At 69.1% G+C, this 21681-nt stretch carries 18 protein-coding genes; 8 read left to right on the forward strand and 10 right to left on the reverse strand.

All coding sequences use genetic code 11. From position 1 onward, the window contains the following. Window positions 1-103: 103 nt before the first annotated feature. Window positions 104-1051 carry a 1-phosphofructokinase family hexose kinase gene (locus tag FMQ63_RS30330; RefSeq protein ID WP_011552447.1) on the reverse strand — a complete coding sequence of 316 codons (948 nt, stop codon included), beginning with the start codon at window positions 1049-1051 and terminating at the stop codon, window positions 104-106. Window positions 1052-1282: 231 nt separating this feature from the next. Between FMQ63_RS30330 and mug the strand changes: the two genes are divergently transcribed. Then, window positions 1283-1783: a G/U mismatch-specific DNA glycosylase gene (mug, locus tag FMQ63_RS30335; RefSeq protein ID WP_011552446.1), complete on the forward strand. Its 501-nt coding sequence runs from the start codon at window positions 1283-1285 to the stop codon at window positions 1781-1783. A 158-nt stretch (window positions 1784-1941) separates the two neighbouring features. Then, entirely contained in the window at window positions 1942-2502 is a 561-nt protein-coding gene (locus tag FMQ63_RS30340; RefSeq protein ID WP_011552445.1) for a GAF domain-containing protein, read from the forward strand. 22 nt (window positions 2503-2524) lie between these two features. On the opposite strand, the gene FMQ63_RS30345 is transcribed toward FMQ63_RS30340, so the two are convergent. Next, window positions 2525-3358 (reverse strand): 3'(2'),5'-bisphosphate nucleotidase CysQ, encoded by an 834-nt coding sequence (locus FMQ63_RS30345; protein ID WP_011552444.1) that lies wholly within the window; start codon window positions 3356-3358, stop codon window positions 2525-2527. A gap of 43 nt (window positions 3359-3401) precedes the next feature. Further along, window positions 3402-5879: a PAS domain S-box protein gene (locus FMQ63_RS30350; protein ID WP_225909908.1), complete on the reverse strand. Its 2478-nt coding sequence runs from the start codon at window positions 5877-5879 to the stop codon at window positions 3402-3404. Window positions 5880-6081: 202 nt separating this feature from the next. Here FMQ63_RS30350 and FMQ63_RS30355 point away from each other — a divergent pair, with 202 nt between their 5' ends. Next, window positions 6082-6576, forward strand: coding sequence for a GNAT family N-acetyltransferase (locus FMQ63_RS30355; RefSeq protein WP_011552442.1), 495 nt, complete (start codon window positions 6082-6084; stop codon window positions 6574-6576). Here the strand turns inward: FMQ63_RS30355 and FMQ63_RS30360 are convergent. Both FMQ63_RS30360 and FMQ63_RS30365 read right to left on the reverse strand, forming a co-directional pair. Then, window positions 6566-8197 (reverse strand): hypothetical protein, encoded by a 1632-nt coding sequence (locus tag FMQ63_RS30360; RefSeq protein ID WP_011552441.1) that lies wholly within the window; start codon window positions 8195-8197, stop codon window positions 6566-6568. The two genes, FMQ63_RS30355 and FMQ63_RS30360, sit on opposite strands and share 11 nt — an antisense overlap. A 16-nt stretch (window positions 8198-8213) precedes the next feature. Beyond that, window positions 8214-9935, reverse strand: a complete 1722-nt coding sequence (locus FMQ63_RS30365; protein ID WP_020477609.1) for a hypothetical protein — start codon at window positions 9933-9935, stop codon at window positions 8214-8216. Between the two features lie 208 nt (window positions 9936-10143). On the opposite strand from FMQ63_RS30365, the gene FMQ63_RS30370 reads away from it, so the two are divergent. Beyond that, window positions 10144-11604: a serine hydrolase gene (locus FMQ63_RS30370; protein ID WP_020477608.1), complete on the forward strand. Its 1461-nt coding sequence runs from the start codon at window positions 10144-10146 to the stop codon at window positions 11602-11604. Between the two features lie 73 nt (window positions 11605-11677). On the opposite strand, the gene FMQ63_RS30375 is transcribed toward FMQ63_RS30370, so the two are convergent. Further along, on the reverse strand, window positions 11678-13366 hold the full coding sequence (locus FMQ63_RS30375; protein ID WP_011552438.1) for a glutamine--tRNA ligase/YqeY domain fusion protein: 1689 nt from the start codon (window positions 13364-13366) through the stop codon (window positions 11678-11680). A 177-nt stretch (window positions 13367-13543) separates the two neighbouring features. Beyond that, window positions 13544-14701 (reverse strand): glycosyltransferase, encoded by a 1158-nt coding sequence (locus FMQ63_RS30380; protein ID WP_011552437.1) that lies wholly within the window; start codon window positions 14699-14701, stop codon window positions 13544-13546. Between the two features lie 199 nt (window positions 14702-14900). Here FMQ63_RS30380 and FMQ63_RS30385 point away from each other — a divergent pair, with 199 nt between their 5' ends. After that, window positions 14901-15797 (forward strand): alpha/beta hydrolase, encoded by an 897-nt coding sequence (locus tag FMQ63_RS30385; protein ID WP_011552436.1) that lies wholly within the window; start codon window positions 14901-14903, stop codon window positions 15795-15797. Here FMQ63_RS30385 and FMQ63_RS30390 read toward each other — a convergent pair. Beyond that, the gene (locus FMQ63_RS30390; protein ID WP_011552435.1) at window positions 15767-16516 is read right to left on the reverse strand and encodes an arginyltransferase; all 750 of its coding nucleotides are present in this window, start codon (window positions 16514-16516) and stop codon (window positions 15767-15769) included. The genes FMQ63_RS30385 and FMQ63_RS30390 overlap by 31 nt on opposite strands. Window positions 16517-16714: 198 nt before the next feature. On the opposite strand from FMQ63_RS30390, the gene FMQ63_RS30395 reads away from it, so the two are divergent. From FMQ63_RS30395 to FMQ63_RS30405, 3 genes are all read left to right on the forward strand, one after another. Then, window positions 16715-16969, forward strand: a complete 255-nt coding sequence (locus FMQ63_RS30395) for a hypothetical protein (RefSeq protein WP_020477607.1) — start codon at window positions 16715-16717, stop codon at window positions 16967-16969. A 65-nt stretch (window positions 16970-17034) separates the two neighbouring features. Further along, window positions 17035-17886, forward strand: a complete 852-nt coding sequence (locus FMQ63_RS30400; RefSeq protein ID WP_171443547.1) for a glycosyltransferase family 2 protein — start codon at window positions 17035-17037, stop codon at window positions 17884-17886. After that, entirely contained in the window at window positions 17883-19325 is a 1443-nt protein-coding gene (locus tag FMQ63_RS30405) for a pyridoxal-dependent decarboxylase (protein WP_011552433.1), read from the forward strand. Before FMQ63_RS30400 ends, FMQ63_RS30405 begins: the two co-directional genes overlap by 4 nt. Here FMQ63_RS30405 and FMQ63_RS30410 read toward each other — a convergent pair. Together FMQ63_RS30410 and FMQ63_RS30415 are read right to left on the reverse strand one after the other, a co-directional pair. Beyond that, a complete protein-coding gene (locus FMQ63_RS30410) occupies window positions 19315-20613 on the reverse strand; it encodes a carbamoyl-phosphate synthase (protein ID WP_011552432.1) in 1299 nt (432 codons plus the stop codon). The genes FMQ63_RS30405 and FMQ63_RS30410 overlap by 11 nt on opposite strands. Before the next feature lie 161 nt (window positions 20614-20774). After that, window positions 20775-21593, reverse strand: a complete 819-nt coding sequence (locus FMQ63_RS30415; RefSeq protein WP_011552431.1) for a hypothetical protein — start codon at window positions 21591-21593, stop codon at window positions 20775-20777. Window positions 21594-21681: the final 88 nt, after the last annotated feature.

The following is a 21681-nucleotide window of genomic DNA, read 5'->3' on the forward strand; positions in this document are numbered from 1 at the left end:
ACATGTTCGCGCCGCCACCACCTCGCACCCCGAATTCGGCCTCGCCGCCGCCACTCCTGGGAATGGAAGGGGCAAGCCCTCCTTCCCTCTGCGGGCGGGGTGCCTACGGACGCGACACCGGCTCCGCCTTCACCTGGGTGAAGAGCCGCTCCACGTCCGCCCGGTAACACAGGTCCGTCCCCTGGGTGAGCAGCGCGGCCGTCCCGGAGGCGATGCCCCAGCGCAGCGCGTCCTCGGTGGACTGGCCCCGCGCGAGCGCAAGCGTCATCCCCGCGACAAAGCTGTCCCCCGCGCCCACCGAGCTGTACGTCCGCACCGGGGGCGGCGTCGCCCGGAACTGGGCGGTGCGCGTCGTCACCAGCGCGCCGTCCGCGCCCATGGACACCGCCAGCACTTCGGCGCGGCCCTGGGCCACCAGCTCGCGCGCCGCGGCGGCCTGGGTGGCGAAGTCTTCCACCGACGCGCCGCTCAGGTCCCGCAGCTCGCGGCGGTTGGGCTTGGCCATGAACACGCCCTCTTCCAGCGCGGCCCGCAGCGGCGGACCGTTGGTGTCCACCACCACGCGCACGGCCAGGCGCTTCCCCAGCCGGGCCACACGGGCATAGAAGTCCTCCGGTACGCCGGGCGCCAGGCTGCCGCTGGCGACGATGTAGGTCGCGCCCACGGCCACGTCCTCCAGTGCGTCGAGGCAGCGCTGCCACTCGCGCTCGGACAGCGTGGGCCCTGGCAGGATGAAGCGATACTCACGCGCGCCCGTGCCTTCCGCCACCGTGAAGCTCTCCCGGGTGGCGTCCTGCAACGGCACGGAGCGGCGCAGCAGGCCCTTCTCCTCCAGGAGCTCCTCCAACTGGCTCCCGGTGGCCCCGCCCCGCGTGTAGACGGCGATGGCCTCACCGCCCAGCTCACGCACCACGCGCGCCACGTTGATGCCGCCCCCACCCGGGTCCCTGCGCACGGGGCCACAGCGCAGCTTGTGCTCCGGCGTGACTTCCGGCACGGACGTAGCCACGTCGATGGTCGGGTTGAGCGTCAGGGTGACGATGTGCGGCATCGCGAAGGGCCTCCTGGGTTGCGTCGGCGCGAAGGGGCCGAGCCTGCCCCACCCCGCGCGTATTCGCCAGCCATCCGAGCGCCCACGCCGCTCCGTCCCACGGGCAACACCCCACCCCGTGCATGGGGCCCTGGGGGGTTGCCTTCCCAGGTAGGCTCGCGAAGATGCGCCCCCATGACACCGCTCCGTCGCCCCTCGCGAGATGAGCTGGACGCAGCCGCCGGTCGCACCATGCCGGACGTCATCGCGCCCCGGCTGCGCGTGCTCTTCTGCGGCATCAACCCCAGCCTCTACTCCGCGGTGGTGGGCTATCACTTCGCGCGGCCCGGCAATCGCTTCTGGCCCACGCTGCATGCCGCGGGCATCACTCCGCACACTTTCCAACCCACGGAGCAGGAGGCCTTGCTCGCGCTGGGCTACGGCATCACCAACGTGGTGGACCGCGCCACCGCCACCGCGGACCTGCTGAACCCCGCCGAGCTGGCCCGGGGCGCGAAGGCGCTGGAAGCCAAGGTGGCGCGCTACCAGCCCCGCTTCCTCGCGGTGCTGGGCGTGAGCGCCTACCGCATCGCCTTTGGCCGTCCCAAGGCCGCGCTGGGCACGCAACCGGAGCGCCTGGGCGACACGCGCTTGTGGGTGCTGCCCAATCCCAGCGGGCTCAACGCGCACTACCAACTCGACGCGCTGGGCCGCCTTTTCGCCGAGCTGCGACGCGCCGTGGAGCAGGGCTGACGACTCCCGGTACGAGTTCGCGGTGCCTCGCGCACCGTGCCTTGACCCATGGGTGCGCCCGCATGCAACGCTGCCCGCCAGGTTCCCCCGGACCTGCATCGCAACAGGCGCCCCCACCTGGAGCAGACCCCATGGCCTCGAAGGCATTCGCAGCAATCATGAACGTATCGCAGCTACTCCTGGAGCGCGGCTTCGAGACCGCGACAGTCTCGGAGGCCCTGGGCCAGGTAGGCGTCGCGCTCGACGTCGACCGCGTCTACATCTTCGAGAACGCCACCAGCCCCACGGGCGAGCTGCTGTGCAACCAGCGCTACGAGTGGACCGCGGCCGCGGCCTCCGCGCAGTTGGACAACCCCGAGCTCCAGAACGTCCCCTACTCGGAGGTCATGCCCTCCTGGGTCGCGCCGCTGTCGTCGGGCAAGGCCGTCCAGGGACCGCCCCGTGCCTTCCCGTCGCCCGCTCGGGAGCTGCTGGAGGCCCAGGACATCCGGTCACTGCTGGTCTGCCCCATCACCGTGGGCGGCGAGTGGTGGGGCTTCGTGGGCTTCGACGACTGCCGGACGGAGCGCAAGTGGCCGCCGACGGAGGTCTCCGTGCTCCAGGCCCTGTCCAACGCGCTCGCGGGCTCGCTCCGCCATGCGCGACTGCGCAGCATGCTCTCCGGCGTGCAGTCCCAGTTGCGCACCATCATCCAGCGCTGCGAGACGACGGCGTCCTGACGCGAGCGGCGTCCGCGAGGCCTCAGCGAAGGATGCCGGCCTCGCGGGCGAATCCGGCCACCACGGGCGCCACGTGCTCGAAGGCGGCGGCGTTGCAGGCCAGCAGGCCGCGGCGGTTCTGGAGCTCCGAACCGTCATAGGCGTACGGCGTCCCGCCCAGGTCCGTGAGGATGCCGCCCGCCGCGCGCAGAACCGCTTCGGGCGCGCAGTTGTCCCAGCGATAGCTCTTGTCGCTGACGTGCAGGTAGAGGTCGCAGGCGGCCTCCGCCAGCAGACCGCACTTGAGGCCCACGGAGCCGCACGCCTGCTCGTGCGTGATGCCCAGCCGCCGGACCACCGCGTCCGTCAGGCGCGAGCGGTGTGAGCGGGACACCACCAGCCGCAGCGCGGACGGCTCCGCCGTGTCCGACACCCGCAGGGCGCGGCGCCCCTTCGCGTGCTCCACGAAGCCGCCCTGCCCCACCACGCCCCAGTACAGCGTGTCTCCAACGGGCCGGTACACGACGCCCAGCGTGGCCTTCCCCGCGATGGCGAGCCCGATGTGGATGGCGAACTCGCCGTTGCGGTTGACGAACTCCTGCGTGCCGTCCATGGGGTCCACGAACCAGCAGCGCTCGAAGCGGCTCGCGCCGGAGGTGTTGTCGGACTCCTCGGCCACGACACCGTCGGAAGGAAATGCGTCGCGCAGCGCTTCCACGATGAAGGCGTTGGCGCGCTCGTCGGCCTCGGTGACGGGCCCCATGCCTCCCGCCTTGTCATGGACGGCGAAGGGCGTGGCGTAGACCTCCAGGAGGATGGCTCCCGCCTGGCGGGCTACGCGGCGGGCGATGTCGAGTTCGGCGTCGAGCGGATGCATGCGGTGGCCGAAGTCTGCCCCTCCGTCCTCCTCCAGTCACGGGTCAGCGAGCCTCCAGGGGAAGGTCGACGACGAAGGTGGCGCCCTTCCCTGGCTGGCTTTCGACGCGAATCGTCCCGCCGTGCGCTTCCACGAGCCTCCGGGTGATGAAGAGCCCCAGCCCCAGACCTCCGTAGTTGCGGGACGCGGCGCGCTCGAAGCGATCGAAGATGCGCGGCTGCGCCTCCAGGGGAATGCCCACGCCATGGTCCTGGATGCGGATGCGGGCACCCTCCCCGACGCGTGACACTTCCATGCGGATGGGCTCGCCGGCGCCGTACTTCATCGCGTTGGTCAGCAGGTTGATCATCACCTGCTCCATCCGGAGCCGGTCCCATCGCCCCAGGACGGGCGTGGGCGCCACCAGTTCGAACACGCAGCCCGCACGGCCCATCTGTCCCCGCAGATGGCCCGTGACGTCCCGGGCCACCGCCACCAGGTCCATGTCCTCGAGCCGCAGGTCCACCTGGCGCTCGTTGACGCGCGACACGTCCAGCAGGTGCTCCACCAGGTGCGACAGACGCCGGAGCTGGTCCCCGAAGACATCCAGCAGGGCGGCCACCTTCTCCACGGGAAGCTGTCCGGACTCCTGCCGAGACAGGGTCCGAGTCAGTTGCTGCACACGCAGCTTCATGGAGGTGACGGGCGTCTTCAGCTCATGCGAGGCAATCGACAGGAACTCGTCGCGAGCGCGGATGGACTCCTGGGCCTTGCGATAGAGCTCGGCGTTCTCGATGGCAAAGGCTGCGCGCTGCCCCAGTTCCTCGGCCAATGAGCGCTCGCGTGGGCCATACGGACGTCCCGGATGCGCCGCGACAACGGACAGCACGCCCAGGATGGGGCCCCGCGCTCGCAGCGGGACATTCAGGGATGCCCGAGCGCTCAGTGCCCGCACCGCGCTCCACCGTTCGTCTCGGAGCCCATCCGGGTCCAGCAGGCCCATGGCATCCGGAGACGACTCCGAATGTCCCGTCTCCAGCACCCCATAAGGACCATCCCGCGGACCGGAGACGGGGGGATGGGTCTGGAGGAACTCGCGAACGGTGCGGCCCCCTTCGGGCGAACTGGCGGCGACGGCCACGGGGCGCAGCGCCGCGTCCTTCCCCAACAGGGAGACGACGCACAGCTCCCCCAGGGTGGGGACGGACAGCTCCGCCACGCGCTGGAGCGTGGTCTCCGAGTCGAGCGACGTCACCAGCGCCTGGCTGGCCTCCGACAGGAAGCGCTGCCCCAGCTCCATCTGCTTGAGTTCGGTGACGTCGGTGGAGATACCGCACAGCGCATAGAGCGTGCCCGACGAATCGATGAGCGGGAACTTCTGCGTGAGGTGGGTGTGAACGCCGTCTTCCAGGGGGATGCACTCCTCCCGCTGGACGAGCTCCCCGGTGGTGAAGACAGCCTGACTCGTCTCATGGAAGCGCGCCGCCTGCGGCCCGGGGAAGATGTCCGCAGTGGACTTCCCGGCGACCTCCTGCAGCGTGCGGTGGAAGAGCCGCTCCCACTCGCGGTTCACGAAGATGTAGCGCTCCTGCCGGTCGAGGATGAAGAACACGGCGTTGGCGTTGTCCAGGATGGCGCGCAGCCGCTTCTCGCTCTCGGCGAGCGCGTCCTCGGCGCGCTTGCGCTCCGTCACGTCGGTCAGCACCGCCAGCGACCGAACCATCCGGCCCGACGCATCCCGCTCCGAGATGGCGGAGAGGAGGACGTCGAGCACCTCGCCGTTCTTCTTCACAATCTGGTACGGCACGTCCTTGCAGACGCCCGTCTTGAAGAACACGGGCAGGACGTGCTCGGTCGCATACCGGCGAGACTCCGGCGTAAAGAAGTCCACGGAGCGACGGCCCAGGACCTCCTCGCGCGAATAGCCCAGGGTGCGCAGCCAGAACTCGCTGACGCTGACCAGCCGGCCCTCCGCGTCGATGGAGTGCATCATCGCGGGCGTGTACCTGTAGAGGCTCCGGAACTTCTCTTCCTCCGCGCGAAGCGCTGCCTCCGCCTGTTTGATGGCGGTGATGTCCCGGAACACGGACGCCGCGCCATAGACGTCACCCGTCGAGTCGGTGAGCACGCGCGCGCCCACCTGCAGCCAGAGGCCCTTGGGGTGGCGAGCGTTGCGTACGTAGACCTCCGCCTGGTCCACCGCCTCGCCATGCAGCAGGGCACGGCTGAGCGGCAGCGTCTCGACGGGATAGGGCGTCACGGTGTCGGGGAGGTAGAGCCCGAAGTACTTCGACCACTGGGACACCGGCATCTCCGGCGGAGGCAGCGCGCCGAAGATCTGCTGGGCCATGGGGTTGAGGAGGACGAACCGGCCGTGCCGGTCGACCACCGTCACGCCATCTCCCATGTTGAGGAAGATCGCCTCCAGGATGCCGAGCGGGATGCCGCCCTCGCCGTCCGCGAAGGCATGCCCGCCAGGACGCGTGCCATCGTCGCGGGCGAGCGGAGCCGACATCCCGGTGCTGTCATCCAGGTGGTCCATGGGAGGGTCGCGTCCAACGCAAGGAGGCAACGAGGCGCCCTCCCCGTTGGCGTGCCTCCCGTCCACCAACGACTCCTGGACGCCATTCCTCGTCAACAATGTTGCCTCGTGGCCACGCCGCCAAGCCGCGCACTCCGACGAGGCCAGCGCTCGGTGAAGAAGCCCGTTATAGGAAGGGACCATTCCTTCCCTTGGAGCCGCCATGCCCGTCACCCTCCGTCCCGCCAAGCCCTCGGATGAGCCCTCCCTGGGGCGCATGGGCGCGGCGCTCGCCCGGAAACACCACGCCTTCGACGCCGCGCGCTTCATGCTCCCAGAGGACGTGGAGTCGGGCTTCCGCAAGTGGCTGGGCAGCGAGGCCGGGAAGCCCGACGCGGTCGTCCTGGTGGCGGAGCTGGACGGCGAGGTCGTGGGCTATGCCTACGGCCGCGTGGAAGGCATGGACTGGAATGCCCTGCTGGACCGCAGCGGCGGCTTCCATGACATCTGGGTGGACGAGAAGGCCCGTGGCGCGGGCGTAGGCGTCCTGCTCGCGGAGGAGATGATGAAGCGCCTGACGGCCCTGGGCGTGCCGCGCGTCGTCCTCCACACCGCCGCGCAGAACGCGACCGCACAGCGCCTGTTCGCGAAGCTGGGGTGGCGCCCCACCATGGTGGAGATGACGCGCGAGGCGCCCCCTCGTGACGCTACTGAATGATTCGCCGCATCGTCGGGGGATGGGCCACCGCGGCCTTCTGGCTCGGCGTCAGGCGCATGGACTTCAGCGACGGTGCCTGGGACGGTGGCAGGCCCTGCGCCAGTCCGAAGACGAAGCTGAAATCCGACGCGATGCCCGTCTTGCCAGCGAGCGTCGCGTTCCGGTGACAGACGATGCAGTTGCTCGCCTGGGGCCCCTGGCCGAAGTCCGCGGTCCGCTGGATATAGGTCTCCATGGTCGTGTTGGCGATGGCCACTGACCCGGAGGGCGTGGGCGCGGCGAAGGGCAGCGGCGCCTTCACGGGCTTCGTCGGGCTGGGGCTGGGATTGGTGGACCAGAGCACGTTCACCAGCACGTAGTGCTTCCACACCGAGTCCGGGAAGTGCATCGCGATGTTCTGCTGGACCAGTTGATTCACCCGCTGCGCCATCGGGTCGATGGGCGTCAGTCGCGTCACCTGGATGGGCACGGGCCCCGGGCAGCCGCCGCCAATGTGGTACGGCGGCGGCACGTTGGGCTCGCACCCCACCGTCACCTCCGTGGACTTCCCATCCGCCGCGCAGTTGGCGGGCACCGTCAGCGTGCGCGGCGAGCAGGCGGCATCGAAGAAGTTCCACGCGCCCGTCCCCGCGTCGGTGCCCTGGTCCGGTGCATTCGCCTCGTGTTCGAACGTGGCCCAGATGATGGACGGTTGGGACTGGGTGGCATGGATGATGTGCAGCCCCACCAGCGCCACGGTCGCCGTCCGGCACCGCTGCGTCGACGGGTCCACCACCACGGCGGGCGACAGCTTGTAGGTGTTCCAGCGCGCGTCGGAGGGATTGGGCACTTCCATCCACGCCGACTTCAGCTCGATGGCGCCCACCGAGCCGGGGGCTGGCTGGTACGCGCCTTGTGGCAGGACCACGGGCACGCCTGAATCCACCAGGGCCAGCTGGTTCGCCGCGTTGTAGAGACCCGCGTCGACGATGTAGTCGTATTCGGGCTGGTTGACCTTCACGTCGTACCAGACGTTGGTGTCTCCGGGCGCCCCCAGCCACGCGGGCGAGCCGTCGAAGGGGAACGCCTGGTTCGCGCTCCCCGGGAAGAAGTTCTCCGCGAACTTCGACGCGACCATCAACGGCAGGCGCTCCCGGGCCTGCGCCACGGAGAGCCCCGCTTCCGCCAGACACGCATCCGTGATGCGTGCCTGCGTGCCCCAGGCGGGAGGCGCGCCCCCGTCCGGCAGGAAGAGCTGGCCGGTGCTCATGTACGTCTGCCATTGCACGGGCTCCAGGTCCCCGGGGGTGCCAAAGCCAGCCATCCCCCCGTCCATGCCGGACTCGGGCCAGTTCAACGCGATGAACTGCTGCCAGGCGAAGCAGTTCGCGTCTTCCTGGCCCACCACCTGGCTGAAGTCCGGAGGCACCTCCGGGCCGAGCTCCAGAATCTGCTGGCTGCCACAGTTGAACTGCGGTGGAGCGCCGGCGGGGGCTGCATGGGCGGGAGCCGGAGCCCCCGTCTCCGCCTGGGCAACAGTCCCTCCCGGAGGCGCTTCCCGGGAGGCCCTGTCCCTGGCACAGCCAGCGGCGAGCAACAGCGACGCCAACGCGACGCCAACGCGATTCTGGAGCACGGGCATGGGCACGCTCGCGGGCCTACCGGGAGGCGACGTGCAGCGCCGAGGGGAACGGCGTCGGTGTCTTCGTCTGCCCCGCACCGGTGACGAAGACACCCCGTGGGCCCGGCGCCGCGTCCGCCTGCACGGAGACCAGGATGCGGATGGCCGCCACCGGCCCGGGATAGGTGTTCCCGGGCACCGCGTAGTCCACCGACTTCATGTCCTGCACCTGGACGGTGATGCCGCCCCCGTCGACGGCCACGGTCGGCAGCGCGGAGATGTCGGGCAGCAGCGCGGTCAGCAACATGGGGACATTCGTGTCACCGGCCCTCACCGTCGGGGCAATCAAGGTGCTGTTGCTGGCCAGGTTCATGGGCACGCCCATGAAATTGGGCACGTTGGTACCGGCCAGGGCGCTGAACACGCTGGAATGGAAGAGCTGGAGCGGCTGCGCCAGCTCCGTGGACGGCACGCCCACGCAGTCCTGTACCGGCGCGCGGGATGGCTGCGCCAGCCCCATGCCGGTGATTTGCATGAGGAAGGTCTGCGCCACCTGCCCGGCCCAGCGAATCTTCTGGCCGTTGATGGTGATGTCGGAGACGGTGTAGCGCTTGTTCGGCGGTACCCGGAAGGTGGCGTGCAGGATGTAGTTGCCCGGCATGGGCCTGCCATCCGGGTCCGTCAGCGACGAGGTGCCTCGGACGATGGTCCAGAACTCCGCCGCGTTCGTCTGGTCCGGCGTCTGGTAGCCAGAGAAGTCTGGCATCTGGATGTAGAGCCCGGGCGGATTGGCCAGGGTGGCCTTGTTTGACGGCCGCTGCGGATTGGGCGGCGCGACGAGCTGATTCACGGACAGCCCGATGTGCGGGTCGCTGTTGCGGGCGGGCTGGCCATACTGCGCGCAGCAGATGAGCGTCTGCGGATTGGAGTTGCCCACGGGACGCGGCACCGTCGCGGCCGACGCGAGCCCGATTTCCGTCTGGAGCGTGTTGGGCGTGCTCGTCAGGTGCATGGCGCCACCCTCGCTCGCCGTGGACACCGGCCCGCTGTTCCACCGGTTGAGCGGGTTGTACGCGGGGCGTCCCGTGGACGGGTCCTCCACCGGCCGTCCCGTGGACGGGTCCTCCAGATACAGGTCCTCCAGCGCGATCTGCCGCTTGCCCAGGGTGGAGCGATACAGCTCCAGCACCTTGTTCGGGTCCACCGCCCACAGCGTGTTCCAGTACTCCGGATTCTCACACGTGAAGTCGATGCGGAGGATGTTGCCCTGGCTGTCGCGCTCGACGCTCCACTCGCAATATTCGTCCTGCCAGCCCCGAGGGCCGAAGGGGCCGTAGTGGCTCACGTCCCCGGTACAGGGATTGGTGATTTGCGGCAGGTCCGAGAATGGCGTTCCATCCTTCGTCCGGCCCGTGTCCGCCAGGGCCAGCAGGTCCTCCTCCGGTAGCACCAGCCCCTTGGCATTCGTCCCACCCTGCCCTCCGAAGTAGAAACCCAGACGGCCGGGGAACGCATTCCATTGGATGGCGGCGTAGCTCCCCTGCGCCGTGTCCGTCTGCGCGGGGTTGAAATACCAGGTGTTGTTGGCGGAGTTGGACATGTTCCACGGGTTGCCCGTGATGCCCTGGTCGGTGAAGCCCGTGAGGTTGAAGTTCCATGCCTCGTTGAGCTTCTTCTGTGCTGTCGGGTCCTCGGGGAAATCAATCTGGTTCGCCGGGGCCAGGAAACGATGCACGCCATCGGGGGAAGGCTTTGCCATATCATGGACTCCTTTTTTCGACAGCCATTGACGCCAACCCTTGTCGTGCATGAATGACTGCCTTTCAAGACACCCCTTCACTTCTCATGAACAAGCGTCCGACAGAAAACCCGACTTCTGGACTAAGGGAAAACCGGGGCGGCCCGCAAGAACAGCTGCAATCACCCGCATCCCCGCACGTACTGCGCGAAATGAAGGGGAGGTCTGAATGAGATGGCTGAGCACGCGCCTCACGGGCGTACTGGTGGCATGGGTGCTGGTGGCACCGCTGGCGGAGGCGGCGAACCGGAAGCAGGAGGTAGACCGGTACATCCATGGGTTCCACCAGAAGGGCATGTTCAACGGAACGGCGCTCGTAGCCACGGAGGGGGGCATCCTCCTCAAGAAGGGCTACGGCTCCGCGAACCTCGAGTGGAAGGTGCCCAACGCGCCGGACACGAAGTTCCGCATCGGCTCCATCACCAAGTCCTTCACGGCAACCGTCATCCTGCAGCTCGTCGCCGAGGGAAAGCTCCAGCTCGATGACCCCATCACGAAGCACCTGCCGGACTACCGGGGCGACACCGGTGGGCGCGTCACCATCACCCACCTGTTGAACCACACCTCCGGCATCCCCAGCTACACGTCAGCCCCCCATTTCCGGGCCGACTCGGTCAACCCCTATGGCGTCGCGGAGTTCGTGAAGAAGTCCTGCAGTGGCGACCTGGAGTTCGAGCCCGGCACGAAGTACGCGTACAACAACTGCGGCTACTACCTGCTGGGCGCCCTCATCGAGAAGCTCACCGGCCAGACGTATGCGCAGGCCGTGCAGGCGCGCATCTTCGGGCCACTGGGCATGAAGGACTCCGGCTATGACGTCACCGCCACGGTGCTGCCCAAGCGCGCCAGCGGCTACACGCCCAGGCCGGGCGGGTACGTCAACGCGCCCTACATCGACATGGGCCAGCCCTATGCCGCCGGCTCGCTGTACTCGACGGTGGAGGACCTGTACCGCTGGGACCGGGCCTTCTACGGCGACACGCTGATGCCCGCGGAGCTCAAGCAGAAGATGCTCACCCCGGGCCTTCAGCACTACGGCTTCGGCTGGGCCATTGCCCCCGTGCAACTGCATGACGGCAAGACGAAGCTTCCAGGTATCTTCCACAGCGGCGGCATCAACGGCTTCTCATCCCTCCTGGTCCGCCTGCCCGAGCGCAAGGAGGTCGTCATCCTCCTCGACAACGCGACCCACGGCGACCTCCAGGAGATTGCGGGCGGCGTGCTGAGCATCCTCCATGGCATCGCCCCCCGGCAGGCCCGGATGCCCATCGGCACCGTGATGATGGAGTCTCTCGGCAAGGGCTCCACCGCCGAGGCCATCGCCAACTACCGCGCGCTGAAGAAGACGAAAGAAGCCCAGTACGACTTCAGCGAATCGCAGTTGAACACGGTGGGCTACCACCTCTTGCGCGACGGGCGCGTGGTGGATGCCATCGAGGTGTTCAAGCTCAACGTGGAGACGTTCCCCAAGGGGGCCAACTGCTACGACAGCCTCGGCGAGGCCTACGCCGCCCACGGCGACAAGGAACAGGCCATCGCGAACTACCGCAAGTCCCTGGAGCTGGACCCCAAGAACGAGAACGCGGTGAAGATGCTCAAGGAGCTCGAGCAGCCCGCCGCGACGCGGTAGGCCGCGAGCCTTCCGACGAAAGCACCGTGCCGGGTGCCGCCAGCGTGGGCGGCACCCGGAAGCACGCCAGGGACTACTTCCCCTTGGCCTGCTCCTTCGTCCATGAGTCCTTCAGCGTCACCGTACGGTTGAAGACGGGCTTGCCCGGCTTCGAGTCCTTCGGGTCCACGTAGAAGTACCCGGTGCGCTCGAACTGGTAGCGCGACTCCACGGCGGCATCCACCAGCATCGGCTCGACGCGGGCGTCGCGCAGCGTCTGGAGGCTGGTCGGGTTGAGGAACGTGGTGAAGTCCTTGGAGTCGTCCGCGTCCGGCGCCTCCACGGAGAAGAGCCGGTCATAGAGGCGGACCTCCGCGACGGGCGCGTTGCCGGGTACCCAGTGCAGCGTGCCCTTCACCTTGCGGCCATCCGGCGCGTTGCCGCCGCGCGTGGCCGGGTCATACGAGCAACGCAACTCCACCACGTTACCCGCGGCGTCCTTGATGACCTGCTCGCACTTGATGAAGTACGCCGAGCGCAGCCGCACCTCCTTGCCGGGCGCCAACCGGAAGAACCCCTTCGGCGGGTCCTCCATGAAGTCGTCCGCCTCGATGTACAGCTCGCGCATGAAAGGCACCTGGCGCGTCCCCATCTCCGGCTTCTGCGGATGGTTCTGCACCTCCAGCAGCTCCGTCTGCCCCTCCGGGTAGTTCTCCAGGACCACCTTCAACGGGCGCATCACCGCCATGGCGCGCGGAGCCGTCTCGTTGAGGTCCTCGCGGATGCACAGCTCCAACAGGCTCATGTCGATGAGCTGCTGCGCCTTGCCCACGCCCACGCGCGTGGCGAAGTCCCGGATGGACGCCGGCGTGAAGCCACGGCGGCGCAGGCCGGTAATCGTCATCATCCGGGGGTCATCCCACCCGGCCACGAAGCCCTCCGTCACCAGCTTGAGCAGCTTGCGCTTGCTCATCACCGTGTAGTTGAGGTTTAGCCGGTTGAACTCGTACTGGTACGGCCGGTCCCCGCTGACGAGGTTGTCGACAATCCAGTCGTACAGCACGCGCCGGTTCTCGAACTCCAGCGTGCAGATGGAGTGGGTGATGCCCTCAATCGCGTCCGACAGGCAGTGCGCGAAGTCGTAGAGCGGGTAGATGGGCCACGCGTCGCCGGTGCGGTGATGGTGCGCGTGACGGATGCGGTAGATGGGCGGGTCGCGCAGCACGGGGTTGGGCGACGCCATGTCGATCTTCGCCCGCAGGGTGTGCTGGCCGTCGGAGAACTCGCCCGCGCGCATGCGGTGGAACAGGTCCAGGTTCTCCTCCACGGAGCGCTCGCGGTACGGACTGTTGCGCCCCGGCGTGGTGAAGTCGCCGCGGTACTCGCGAATCTCCTCAGGGGACAGGCTGCACACGTACGCCTTGCCCTGCTTGATGAGCTGCACGGCGAAGTCGTAGAGCTTCGGGAAGTAGTCGGACGCGAAGAACTTCCGGTCCTCCCACTCGAAGCCCAGCCACTTCACGTCACGCTGGATGGCCTCGACGTAGTCGGTGTCCTCGGTGACGGGGTTGGTGTCGTCGAAGCGCAGGTTGCACTTGCCTCCGTATTGCTGCGCCAGCCCGAAGTTGAGGCAGATGGACTTGGCGTGGCCGATGTGGAGGTAGCCGTTGGGCTCGGGCGGGAAGCGGGTGTGCACGCGGCCCGCGTACTTTCCCGTCCGCTGGTCTTCCTCGATGATTTCCTGGAGGAAGTTCAGGCCCTGCGTTTCGTTCGTCGTCGTCATGATGGGGGCGAATCCTCGTGAAGCAGCCGGGGGCCGGCAAGGGATTCCTGCTCCAGATGCCGCCGGCCGGGCCTCCGGGACGAAGATGGACGTCCCGAAGCCGTGCAGGGGAACCCCCGGGGGGGCTCATTTCATCCCCCCGTCCGGAAGGCGGGGGACCGGGCCCCTCTCCCTCTGTCAGAGCGACGAGAGCAGGGACTCCCAGGCCTTGAGGGCGCGGTCGGCGGACAGCTCCTCGGAGCGGCGCCGGGCCCGGGCGGACAGGTCGGCCCGGTGCACGTCGTCCTGGACGATGCGCGCCAGGGCGTCCGCCAGCGCCTGGGGCTGCTCCATGGGCACCAGGACGCCGTGCTTGCCGTGCTCCAGCACCTCCGCGGGGCCGGAGGGGCAGTCGGTACTGACCACGGGGCAGCCCAGGGCCAGCGCCTCCAACAGCACCATGGGCAGCCCCTCGAAGCGCGAGGACAGGGCGAAGGCCGCCGCCCGCCGCATCAGCGCATGGGGGTTGGGCGCGAAGCCCGGCAGGAAGACGGAGTCCTCCACGCCCAGGGACTTCACCAGCGCCTTCAGCTCCGCCTCCAGCGAGCCTTCCCCCAGGATGAGCAGGTGCTGGTCCACCCCGGCCTGACGCATCAGCGCGTGGCTCCGGATGAGCACGTCGAAGGCCTTCTGGTGCTCCAGCCGGCCCACGGCGATGACCACGGGCTTGCGGAAGATGGGCTCCGCCCAGGCGGGCAGCGGGTGCTCACCGGCGGCGCGCACCCGGTCGCCGTCCACGAAGTTGGGGATGACGTGGAGCTGCTCGGGCCGCACCGGCACCAGGTCCCGGAAGGCCTTCGCTGAATCGTGGCCGCACGCGACGATGCGGCTCATGCGAGGGTAGAGCCACCGCAGGCCCCAGAGCTGCCGCCGGGGCTGCTCCAGGTGGAAGGCGCCCCAGTCGAAGTGAATCATGCCCACCACGGGCTTGCGCAGCAGCCGCCCCGCCAGGCACGCCAGCAGCGCCGCCCGGCCCTCCTGCCCCGCCACGATGACGTCCACGTCGCGCGCCTCGCGCACCAGCCGCCAGAAGAAACGCGGCAGCATGCCCCGCCGGTACTCGAAGGCGTCGGTGCCCCACACCACCTCGGTGCGCTGTGGAATCCGGTCACTCTGGCTCTTCGGATGGGGCCGGTGGTGGAAGAACATCTTCGTGTCGAACTGACTGGGGTCCAGCCCCGTCAGCACGTTGCACACGGACCGTTCGATGCCGCCCGAGCCCAGGAACACCAGCGTGAACAGCACCCGCTTCCGAGCGGCTACTGGAGGCGCCTCGCCCTGTGTCGTTACGAGCATCACCCGCACTCTCACGTGCTTCGAGACACCGCGGTCCAGGACCTTCGGAGTGACAGGACTCCCCCCGGCTCCAACCTGACCCACCCGCGGTGTAACCAACTTGCATTCGCTCCGCCACCCCCTCGGCTCAGCTAGGGTTCGCTTTATTCCAAGCCAATCCCAGATATCCGTGAAAACACGCACTCAATTCCGCTGTCTCATGGCGCTGGCGCCCCTCTGCGTGTTGCTCGCCGCGGCGGGATATCTCGTGGTGAACGGTCATCGCATTGGCCAGGGCCTGCTGCATCCGTCGCCCATTCCGGTGACACGTCCCCCGGCGGAGCCGGCGTTGTCGCCGCTGGAGGACGTGGCCTTCACCACGTCCGACGGGGTGCCGCTCAAGGGCTGGTACGTGCCTTCCCGCAACCGCGCCGCGGTGGTGCTGGTACACGGCTTCGCGGACAACCGCGCGCAGTTGCTCTTCGAGGCCCGGACGCTCGCGGGCGCGGGCTACGGTGTGTTGCTCTTTGATTTACGCGCGCATGGCGAGAGCGGCGGCGACACGGTGACGTGGGGAGACCGGGAGCGGCGCGACGTGACGGCGGCGCTGGATTTCATCTCACGGCGCCCGGACGTGGACCCGGGACGGTTGGGCCTCTTCGGCTTCTCCATGGGCGGCACCACGTCGCTCCTGGTCGCCAGCGAGGACGCGCGGGTGAAGGCGGTGGCCGCCGCGGGGGCCTATCCCGCGCTGGAGGCGGACATCTACGCGGGCTATGGCCGCTGGGGTGCGATGAGCGCGGAGCCGGTGCTGTGGACCCTGCGCCGCGCGGGTGTGACGGTGGACGCGGTGCGCCCCATTGACGGGATGTGCCGACTGGGCGGCAGGCCGCTGCTGCTGGTCAACGGCGACGTGGACCCGGACGCGCCCGCGAAGCTCCAGGCCAGCCTCTTCCAGGCCGCGTGCGAACCCAAGTCACTCTGGGTCGTCGAGGGCGCGGGCCATGGCCAGTACGCGCGTGTGGCGCCGGAGGAATACGCGCGCCGGCTGCTCCAGCACTTCGGCGCGGCGCTCCAGGCCCTGCCTCAAGCCTCCTCGGGCGGCGCCACCCACTGAGGCGCCGCGTCCAGCGCGGGCCGCTCCTCCAGCAACTCGTGCGGGCGGAAGGCGCCCTTGTAGCGCAGGGACGCGCACGCCAGGACGCGGTAGCCCAGGTAGACGTGGGGAATGCCCCGCGCCTTCGCCAGCTCCACCTGGTGCAGCACGTTGGCCGTGCCCAGCGACAGGTGCGCGTAGGCGGGGTCGTAGAAGAAATACACGGCGCTCCAGGCGCGCGGCGTCTCGTCGCAGATGCCCACGCCCACCAGCCTGGGCCCGCCCTCCGCGCCGTCGTCGTACCACGCCACCTCGCGCGCGGACGGGTGCGGATAGGAGAACTGGAGCGAGTACTCGCGCGCGGTGATGGGTGACGGCTCCCATTCGCGCACGGCCTCGCGCTCCGAATGCCACTGGCGATACAGCGCCAGCCGCGCGTCATCCACACGCGGCGGCCCCACCTCCACGCGCAGGTGCGCGCACGCGGCACGCGCCCGGCGCTGGCTGCGGTTGGGCCGGAAGCCCTCCACGGGGATGCGCAATGACACGCAGGCATTGCAGCCCACGCAGGCCGGCCGGAAGTACACCAGGCCGAAGCGGCGCCAGCCTCGCACCAGCAGGTGCTCGTACTCCTCCGGCGTGACGTCCTCCAGCACGAGGTTTTCGAGCGAGGCCTCCCGCTCCGGCAGGTAGCTGCAGGCCCGGGGCGACTCGACTTCGTGTGCCAGGAGGAACGCCATGTGTGGCCTGTTCCTGTCGCGACCGTCGTCCGGCGTCAAGTCTGACCCGGTGACCCGAAGCCACCACTTCCGGGCGAGCCCCCGCTTCTCAGAGGGAAAAGCGTCGTCCGCGGCACGCCCGTCTGCCCAGCCGTCAGGCTGGCATGACGTCTGCACAACCAACGGCCAGCCTCGCGGAGTCGAGGCAGGAGGATGACCATGGCCCGCCACCGCACACAGCCTTCGCTGAACCGCCTGTCGCATTGGGATTTCGGTCGAGCGGACAGGCAGGTCCGTGCGGCCACTGGCAGCCATGACTGGGTGGTTGTGAGCGCCACATCCCCCTCCCGTCCGAGTGGGAACCGCCAGAATCCGGACATTCCTGTCCTACTTGCGGCGGTCCGGGCACAGGTCGAGTGCGACCCGGAAGAGGTGGATGGAGTGGATTTCGACCTGGAGTTCGCGAGCTACTGATGTGACGGGGTGGCGCGCGGGCGTGCGGCTTCTCAGGCGTGGCCGCCAACGCGTATAAGTCCGCTATGTCCGTCATTGACGTCTCGGTGGTGATGCCCACCCACAAGCGGGAGAAGGAAGTGGTGGAGGCCATCCGCTCGGTCCTCCGCCAGGAAGGGGTGAACGTCGAGGTCCTCGTCCTGGACGACACGCCCGAGGGCACGGCGCGCGAGGCGGTGGAAGGGCTGAAGGACGAGCGGGTCCGCTACCTGGTGAACGATCCACCGTCGAAGGGCCGCCCGGCCGTGGTGCGCAACCACGGCGCCACGCTGGCCCGCGGGCGCTACCTGCACTTCCTGGATGACGACGACATGCTCGCCGAGGGCGCGCTGCACGCCATGGTGAGCGCGCTGGACGCTCGGCCGGACGCGGGCGTGGCGGTGGGCTGGGTGGTGCCCTTCGGCGACGACGCGGACTGGCTCAAGGACAAGAGCGAGTACTTCGAGTGGGCCGCCCAGGTGGGCGCCAGCACCCCCAACAGCGCGTGGACGGTGGCCCACATCCTCTTCCGCGGCACGCTGTATGTGAACTCCGCGTGCATGGTGCGCCGCGAGCACTTCGCCCCGCTGGGCGGCTTCGACGCCACCATCCCCGTCTACGAGGACGTGGACTTCTACCTGCGCGGCATCCGCGCGTTCGGCCACGTCTACGTCAACCGGCCCATCCTGCACTACCGCACCGGCCGGCCGTCGCTGATGCACAACCTGGGCAAGGACGGCACGCTGGTGGTGCAGTCCAACGAGATGATTCACGGCAAGTACCGCAAGACGAACGGCATGCTGGAGTACCGCCTCATGCAGGCCGCCCTGCGGGTGCTGCCCTTCGAGGTCGCCCGCCGTCTGCCGCTGCGCCTGCGCAACCAGGGCCGCGCGTCATGAGCCTCAAGAGCCGGCTTCTCGGGACGGCCAGACGCCAGGTGAAGCAGACGCTGCGCCCGGTGCTCCAGCGGGCCATGGCCCCGGCGCGCAACCACATCCCCGCCTCGCACTGGGGCCTGCGGGACGTGCCCGGCCAGGGCCTGAGCCTGGAGGGTGTCCCGCTGGCGCAGTTGGTGGAGCGCTGGGGCTCGCCGCTGCACGTGGTGCACATGGCGGCACTGCGGCGCAACGCGGAGCGCTTCCTCGCGGTGCCTCCGGGGCGCACGGGCGGCTGTGAAGTCTATTACTCGTACAAAACGAACCCGGTGCCCGGCGTGCTGTCCTTCCTGCACGGCCTGGGCGTGGGCGCGGAGGTCATCTCCGCCTACGAGATGTGGCTGGCGCTGAAGCTGGGCGTGCCCCCGGAGCGCATCGTCTACAACGGCCCGGTGAAGTCGGAGGCCTCCGTGCGCGAGGCCATCTCCCGGGGCATCCAGTTGCTGGCCGCCAACCACGCGGAGGAGATAGCCGTCTTCGCCCGGCTGGCCGCGGAGCTGGACCGCCGCCCGCGCGTCGCCGTGCGGGTGACGACGAACAGCGGCTGGTCCGCGCAGTTCGGCACGCCCATCGCGGGAGGCGCCGCGCTGCGGGCCTACCAGCAGGCGCGCGGCTCGAAGCACCTGGACGTGGTGGGCCTGCACGCGCACCGTGGAGAAACCATCCGCACGGAGGGCGACTTCACGGCCTTCGTGGAGTCGGTGCTCGACTTCACGGACACGCTGCACCAGGAGCTGGGACTGGACTTGGAGGTGCTCGATTTGGGCGGCAGCCTCAACACGCCCACCGTCGAGCACATCGCCGAGCGCGACTGGCGCCTCAACCTCACCTTCTTCCGCGACGTGCCCGCGCCCGACCCGGCGGCGTCGCTGTCCATCGACCGCTACGTGGCGCTGGCGGTGGAGATGGTGGAGACGCACTACGCGCGGCGCGGCCGGCAGCGTCCCCGCATCTTCCTGGAGCCGGGCCGCGCCATGACGGGCGACACGCAGCTCTTGCTGGGCCGCGTGCACGCGCTCAAGGCGGGGGAAGACAGGACGTGGGCGGTGCTGGACGCCGGCATCAACCATGCCGAGTGCGTGCGCAACGAATACCACCAGCTCTTCCACGTGAACCGGCCGGACGCGCCGGCCGACAAGGTTTACACGGTGGTGGGCCCCATCTGCACGCCGGGCGACACGCTCTACCACGCGAAGCGGCTACCCGACCTGCGCGTGGGGGACACGCTGGCCATCATGGATGCGGGCGCCTACTTCGTGCCCTTCGCCACGTCCTTCTCCTATCCCCAGCCGGCCATCGTCGCGCTGGAGGACGGGAAGGAGCGGCTGCTGCGGCGCGCGGAGACGTTCGATGACCTGGTGACGTTCGACGCGCTGGACAGCCGCGCCGCGCTCACCGGTTGAGCACCATCATCCGGATGAAGGCCCGGGGGTGGCGCGCGGAGCCGTAGAGAATCTGCGCCACCTCCACCGCGGTGGGCATCAGGTCATCCGAGTCGATGAGCGGGTCCACCGCCACGTCCCGGTGTGACGCCAGCCAGCTCCGCCACTGGCGGGCCTCGTCCTCCGGCAGCGCACCGGACAGCCGCTGGAGGTTGAGCAGCATCTCCAGCGCGATGCGGTTGCAGAACACCTCGCCGTTGCCACGCCAGTCACGCGCGGCCCGCAGCTCGCGGCGCAGGGCATCCCGGTCCCCCAGCGCGGCGTGGTAGGCCAGGAGCGGCAGCGGCAGGCCCCGGGCGATGTCGAAGCCCATCTGCCCGTAGTAACGGGGGTTGAAGTCGATGAGGAGGAAGTCGTCCTTCGTCTGGATGAACTCCACCTCGAAGACGCCGTGGTAGCCCAGGCGCTTGCACAGACGCTGGAGCCCCGCGGCCAGCTCCTCGCGCACCGGGGCGGATTCGAAGCACACGCCCACGCCCAGCCGCCGCGGACGCTGGAGCACCTTCATGGCGCCGCGCACCTCGAACAGCTCGCCCGTCTCGTCCACGAAACCAGAGAGGCTGTAGATGCCCTCCGCCGCCTCCGGGTGGAACTCCTGCACCATGGGGCGCGACACCGCGGGGTCGAAGCGCACCAGCATGGGCGCGTACCCGTCTCGCGAGAAGGCGCGGTACTCCTCCGCGAGCTGCTCGGGCGCCTGCACCGGCTGCCCCTTGCGGTGGGTGGAGTAGAGAATCTGCGTAGTGGGCTTGATGAGGACGGGGAAGCGCGCCTCGCGGGACACCACGTTCAGGTCCGCTTCCGATTCGGGGAACCAGGTGCGCGGCAGCTTCAGGCCCGCCGCCTGGCCCGCCTCGAAGAGCTTGCGCTTGTTGAGCAGGCCGTAGACGGCGTCGATGCCCGGGTCGTAGAGGTGGAAGTACTCCGACAGCGCCTCGCGGTGGACGGACACCAGCCACGCCAGCTCATCGCTCGTCGGATAGAGCACGTGCCGCATCGGCTCGCGGCGGCCCAGGTCCATCAGCCACTCGACGAAGGCCTCGGCCTGGGACTCCGGAGGACACTGCACGCGGCGGCCCACGAAGCGAGACCAGCTCGCGGGCCCCAGCTTGCCGGGGTCCGCCACCGTGACGTCAATGCCATTGCGTCCGAAGCAACGCGCGGCCGCGAGCGTGCCGTAGAAGCCCGCGGAGAAGAGCAGCACGGACGGACGGCCCTCCATTCGAACCTGGGGTGCCTGCTCCAACATGACAGTGTCGTTCTCCCGCTGCGTTCCCGGCACGCCTCACGCGAAGGAGAGGAGGTGCCGTTTCAAGTCCTGGTCGCGGCGAAGGATAACCGCACGCCCCCCCACTTGGCTTCCCTCGGCTGCGCCCTCTCCTTCTCTGAGAAAGACGCAGTCCCCTGTCGTCAAAAACAGACGCCCCCCTTGGGCCTCCAAACAACGTAGCCCTGGGACAAGAGCCACGGGTCGGTCGCCACTCCCTCCATGCGTGCGGAGAGCCCCAGCGCGGCTTCGCGAAACGCATCGGGTGGGTGCGTATGGCCCAGGGTCCGCGCCTGCTGCCAGGCGGCGCTCCATGCGGAGAAGAAGTCATGGATGGGCTCCCCCGGACGTACCCGGCGGCGCAAATCCCGGGGCAGCCAGTCCCGGAAGAGCATGGGCGCAAAGCCCAGGCTGAAGTCGGTGTGGAACAGGAGCGCTTCGCGCAGCGGCAGCTCCGCGCCCTCCCCAACGCCGCGGCGCAGCAGGTGCGCGGCCATCACCGCGCCCGTCGCGTCCGCGCTCCCCTCCACCAGCAGGCCCGACGGCAGCAGGTAGCGGGTCAGGGTGCGGTGCACCTCGGGGACACGCTCGGGGGCGCCCTGGCGGAGCAGGTTCATGGCCCGCACCAGCCGGGCGGGCTCGTCGGGACGAAGGGGCAGCGCGAAGCCGCCCTCGCGGAAGGACGTGCGGGCATCCGCGTCCGCCTGCGCCGCCCGAGCGCGCTCCGCGTCCAGCTCCACGCCCACCACGGCGAGCTCCGGGTTGAGCGCGCGAAAGGCCTGGGCACTCTCCAGCGTCGTCCACGGGTGCTCGCCGAACCCCACGTCGACGAAGACCGCGTGGGCCCAGGGCCCGTCACGGCGTTCGAGCAACGGGCGCTCGAAGCGGCACAGGAACGCGTCCAGCGCGCGCAGGCGCCCGCGCGACGTCCGTCCCCGTGTTTTCGTGTCCAGCGGCGGCATGGTGCGCTCTTGGGTGAGTCTGGCGTGGTCGTCAAGCCCACCCCGCTCCCTCCCCCCGATTTTCGCCGGACACGGCGGCCCCCTAGAG

Origin of the sequence: Myxococcus sp. CA005 (genome assembly GCF_006518205.1) — a bacterium.
GTDB lineage: Bacteria > Myxococcota > Myxococcia > Myxococcales > Myxococcaceae > Myxococcus > Myxococcus xanthus.

Excerpts from the sequence above, each read along its gene's own strand:
- FMQ63_RS30330 (WP_011552447.1), bottom strand. The coding sequence starts at position 1,051 with ATGCCGCACATCGTCACCCTGACGCTCAACCCGACCATCGACGTGGCT.
- mug (WP_011552446.1), top strand. The coding sequence starts at position 1,283 with ATGCCGGACGTCATCGCGCCCCGGCTGCGCGTGCTCTTCTGCGGCATC.
- FMQ63_RS30340 (WP_011552445.1), top strand. The coding sequence starts at position 1,942 with ATGAACGTATCGCAGCTACTCCTGGAGCGCGGCTTCGAGACCGCGACA.
- FMQ63_RS30345 (WP_011552444.1), bottom strand. The coding sequence starts at position 3,358 with ATGCATCCGCTCGACGCCGAACTCGACATCGCCCGCCGCGTAGCCCGC.
- FMQ63_RS30350 (WP_225909908.1), bottom strand. The coding sequence starts at position 5,879 with ATGGACCACCTGGATGACAGCACCGGGATGTCGGCTCCGCTCGCCCGC.
- FMQ63_RS30355 (WP_011552442.1), top strand. The coding sequence starts at position 6,082 with ATGCCCGTCACCCTCCGTCCCGCCAAGCCCTCGGATGAGCCCTCCCTG.
- FMQ63_RS30360 (WP_011552441.1), bottom strand. The coding sequence starts at position 8,197 with ATGCCCGTGCTCCAGAATCGCGTTGGCGTCGCGTTGGCGTCGCTGTTG.
- FMQ63_RS30365 (WP_020477609.1), bottom strand. The coding sequence starts at position 9,935 with ATGGCAAAGCCTTCCCCCGATGGCGTGCATCGTTTCCTGGCCCCGGCG.
- FMQ63_RS30370 (WP_020477608.1), top strand. The coding sequence starts at position 10,144 with ATGAGATGGCTGAGCACGCGCCTCACGGGCGTACTGGTGGCATGGGTG.
- FMQ63_RS30375 (WP_011552438.1), bottom strand. The coding sequence starts at position 13,366 with ATGACGACGACGAACGAAACGCAGGGCCTGAACTTCCTCCAGGAAATC.
- FMQ63_RS30380 (WP_011552437.1), bottom strand. The coding sequence starts at position 14,701 with ATGCTCGTAACGACACAGGGCGAGGCGCCTCCAGTAGCCGCTCGGAAG.
- FMQ63_RS30385 (WP_011552436.1), top strand. The coding sequence starts at position 14,901 with ATGGCGCTGGCGCCCCTCTGCGTGTTGCTCGCCGCGGCGGGATATCTC.
- FMQ63_RS30390 (WP_011552435.1), bottom strand. The coding sequence starts at position 16,516 with ATGGCGTTCCTCCTGGCACACGAAGTCGAGTCGCCCCGGGCCTGCAGC.
- FMQ63_RS30395 (WP_020477607.1), top strand. The coding sequence starts at position 16,715 with ATGGCCCGCCACCGCACACAGCCTTCGCTGAACCGCCTGTCGCATTGG.
- FMQ63_RS30400 (WP_171443547.1), top strand. The coding sequence starts at position 17,035 with ATGTCCGTCATTGACGTCTCGGTGGTGATGCCCACCCACAAGCGGGAG.
- FMQ63_RS30405 (WP_011552433.1), top strand. The coding sequence starts at position 17,883 with ATGAGCCTCAAGAGCCGGCTTCTCGGGACGGCCAGACGCCAGGTGAAG.
- FMQ63_RS30410 (WP_011552432.1), bottom strand. The coding sequence starts at position 20,613 with ATGTTGGAGCAGGCACCCCAGGTTCGAATGGAGGGCCGTCCGTCCGTG.
- FMQ63_RS30415 (WP_011552431.1), bottom strand. The coding sequence starts at position 21,593 with ATGCCGCCGCTGGACACGAAAACACGGGGACGGACGTCGCGCGGGCGC.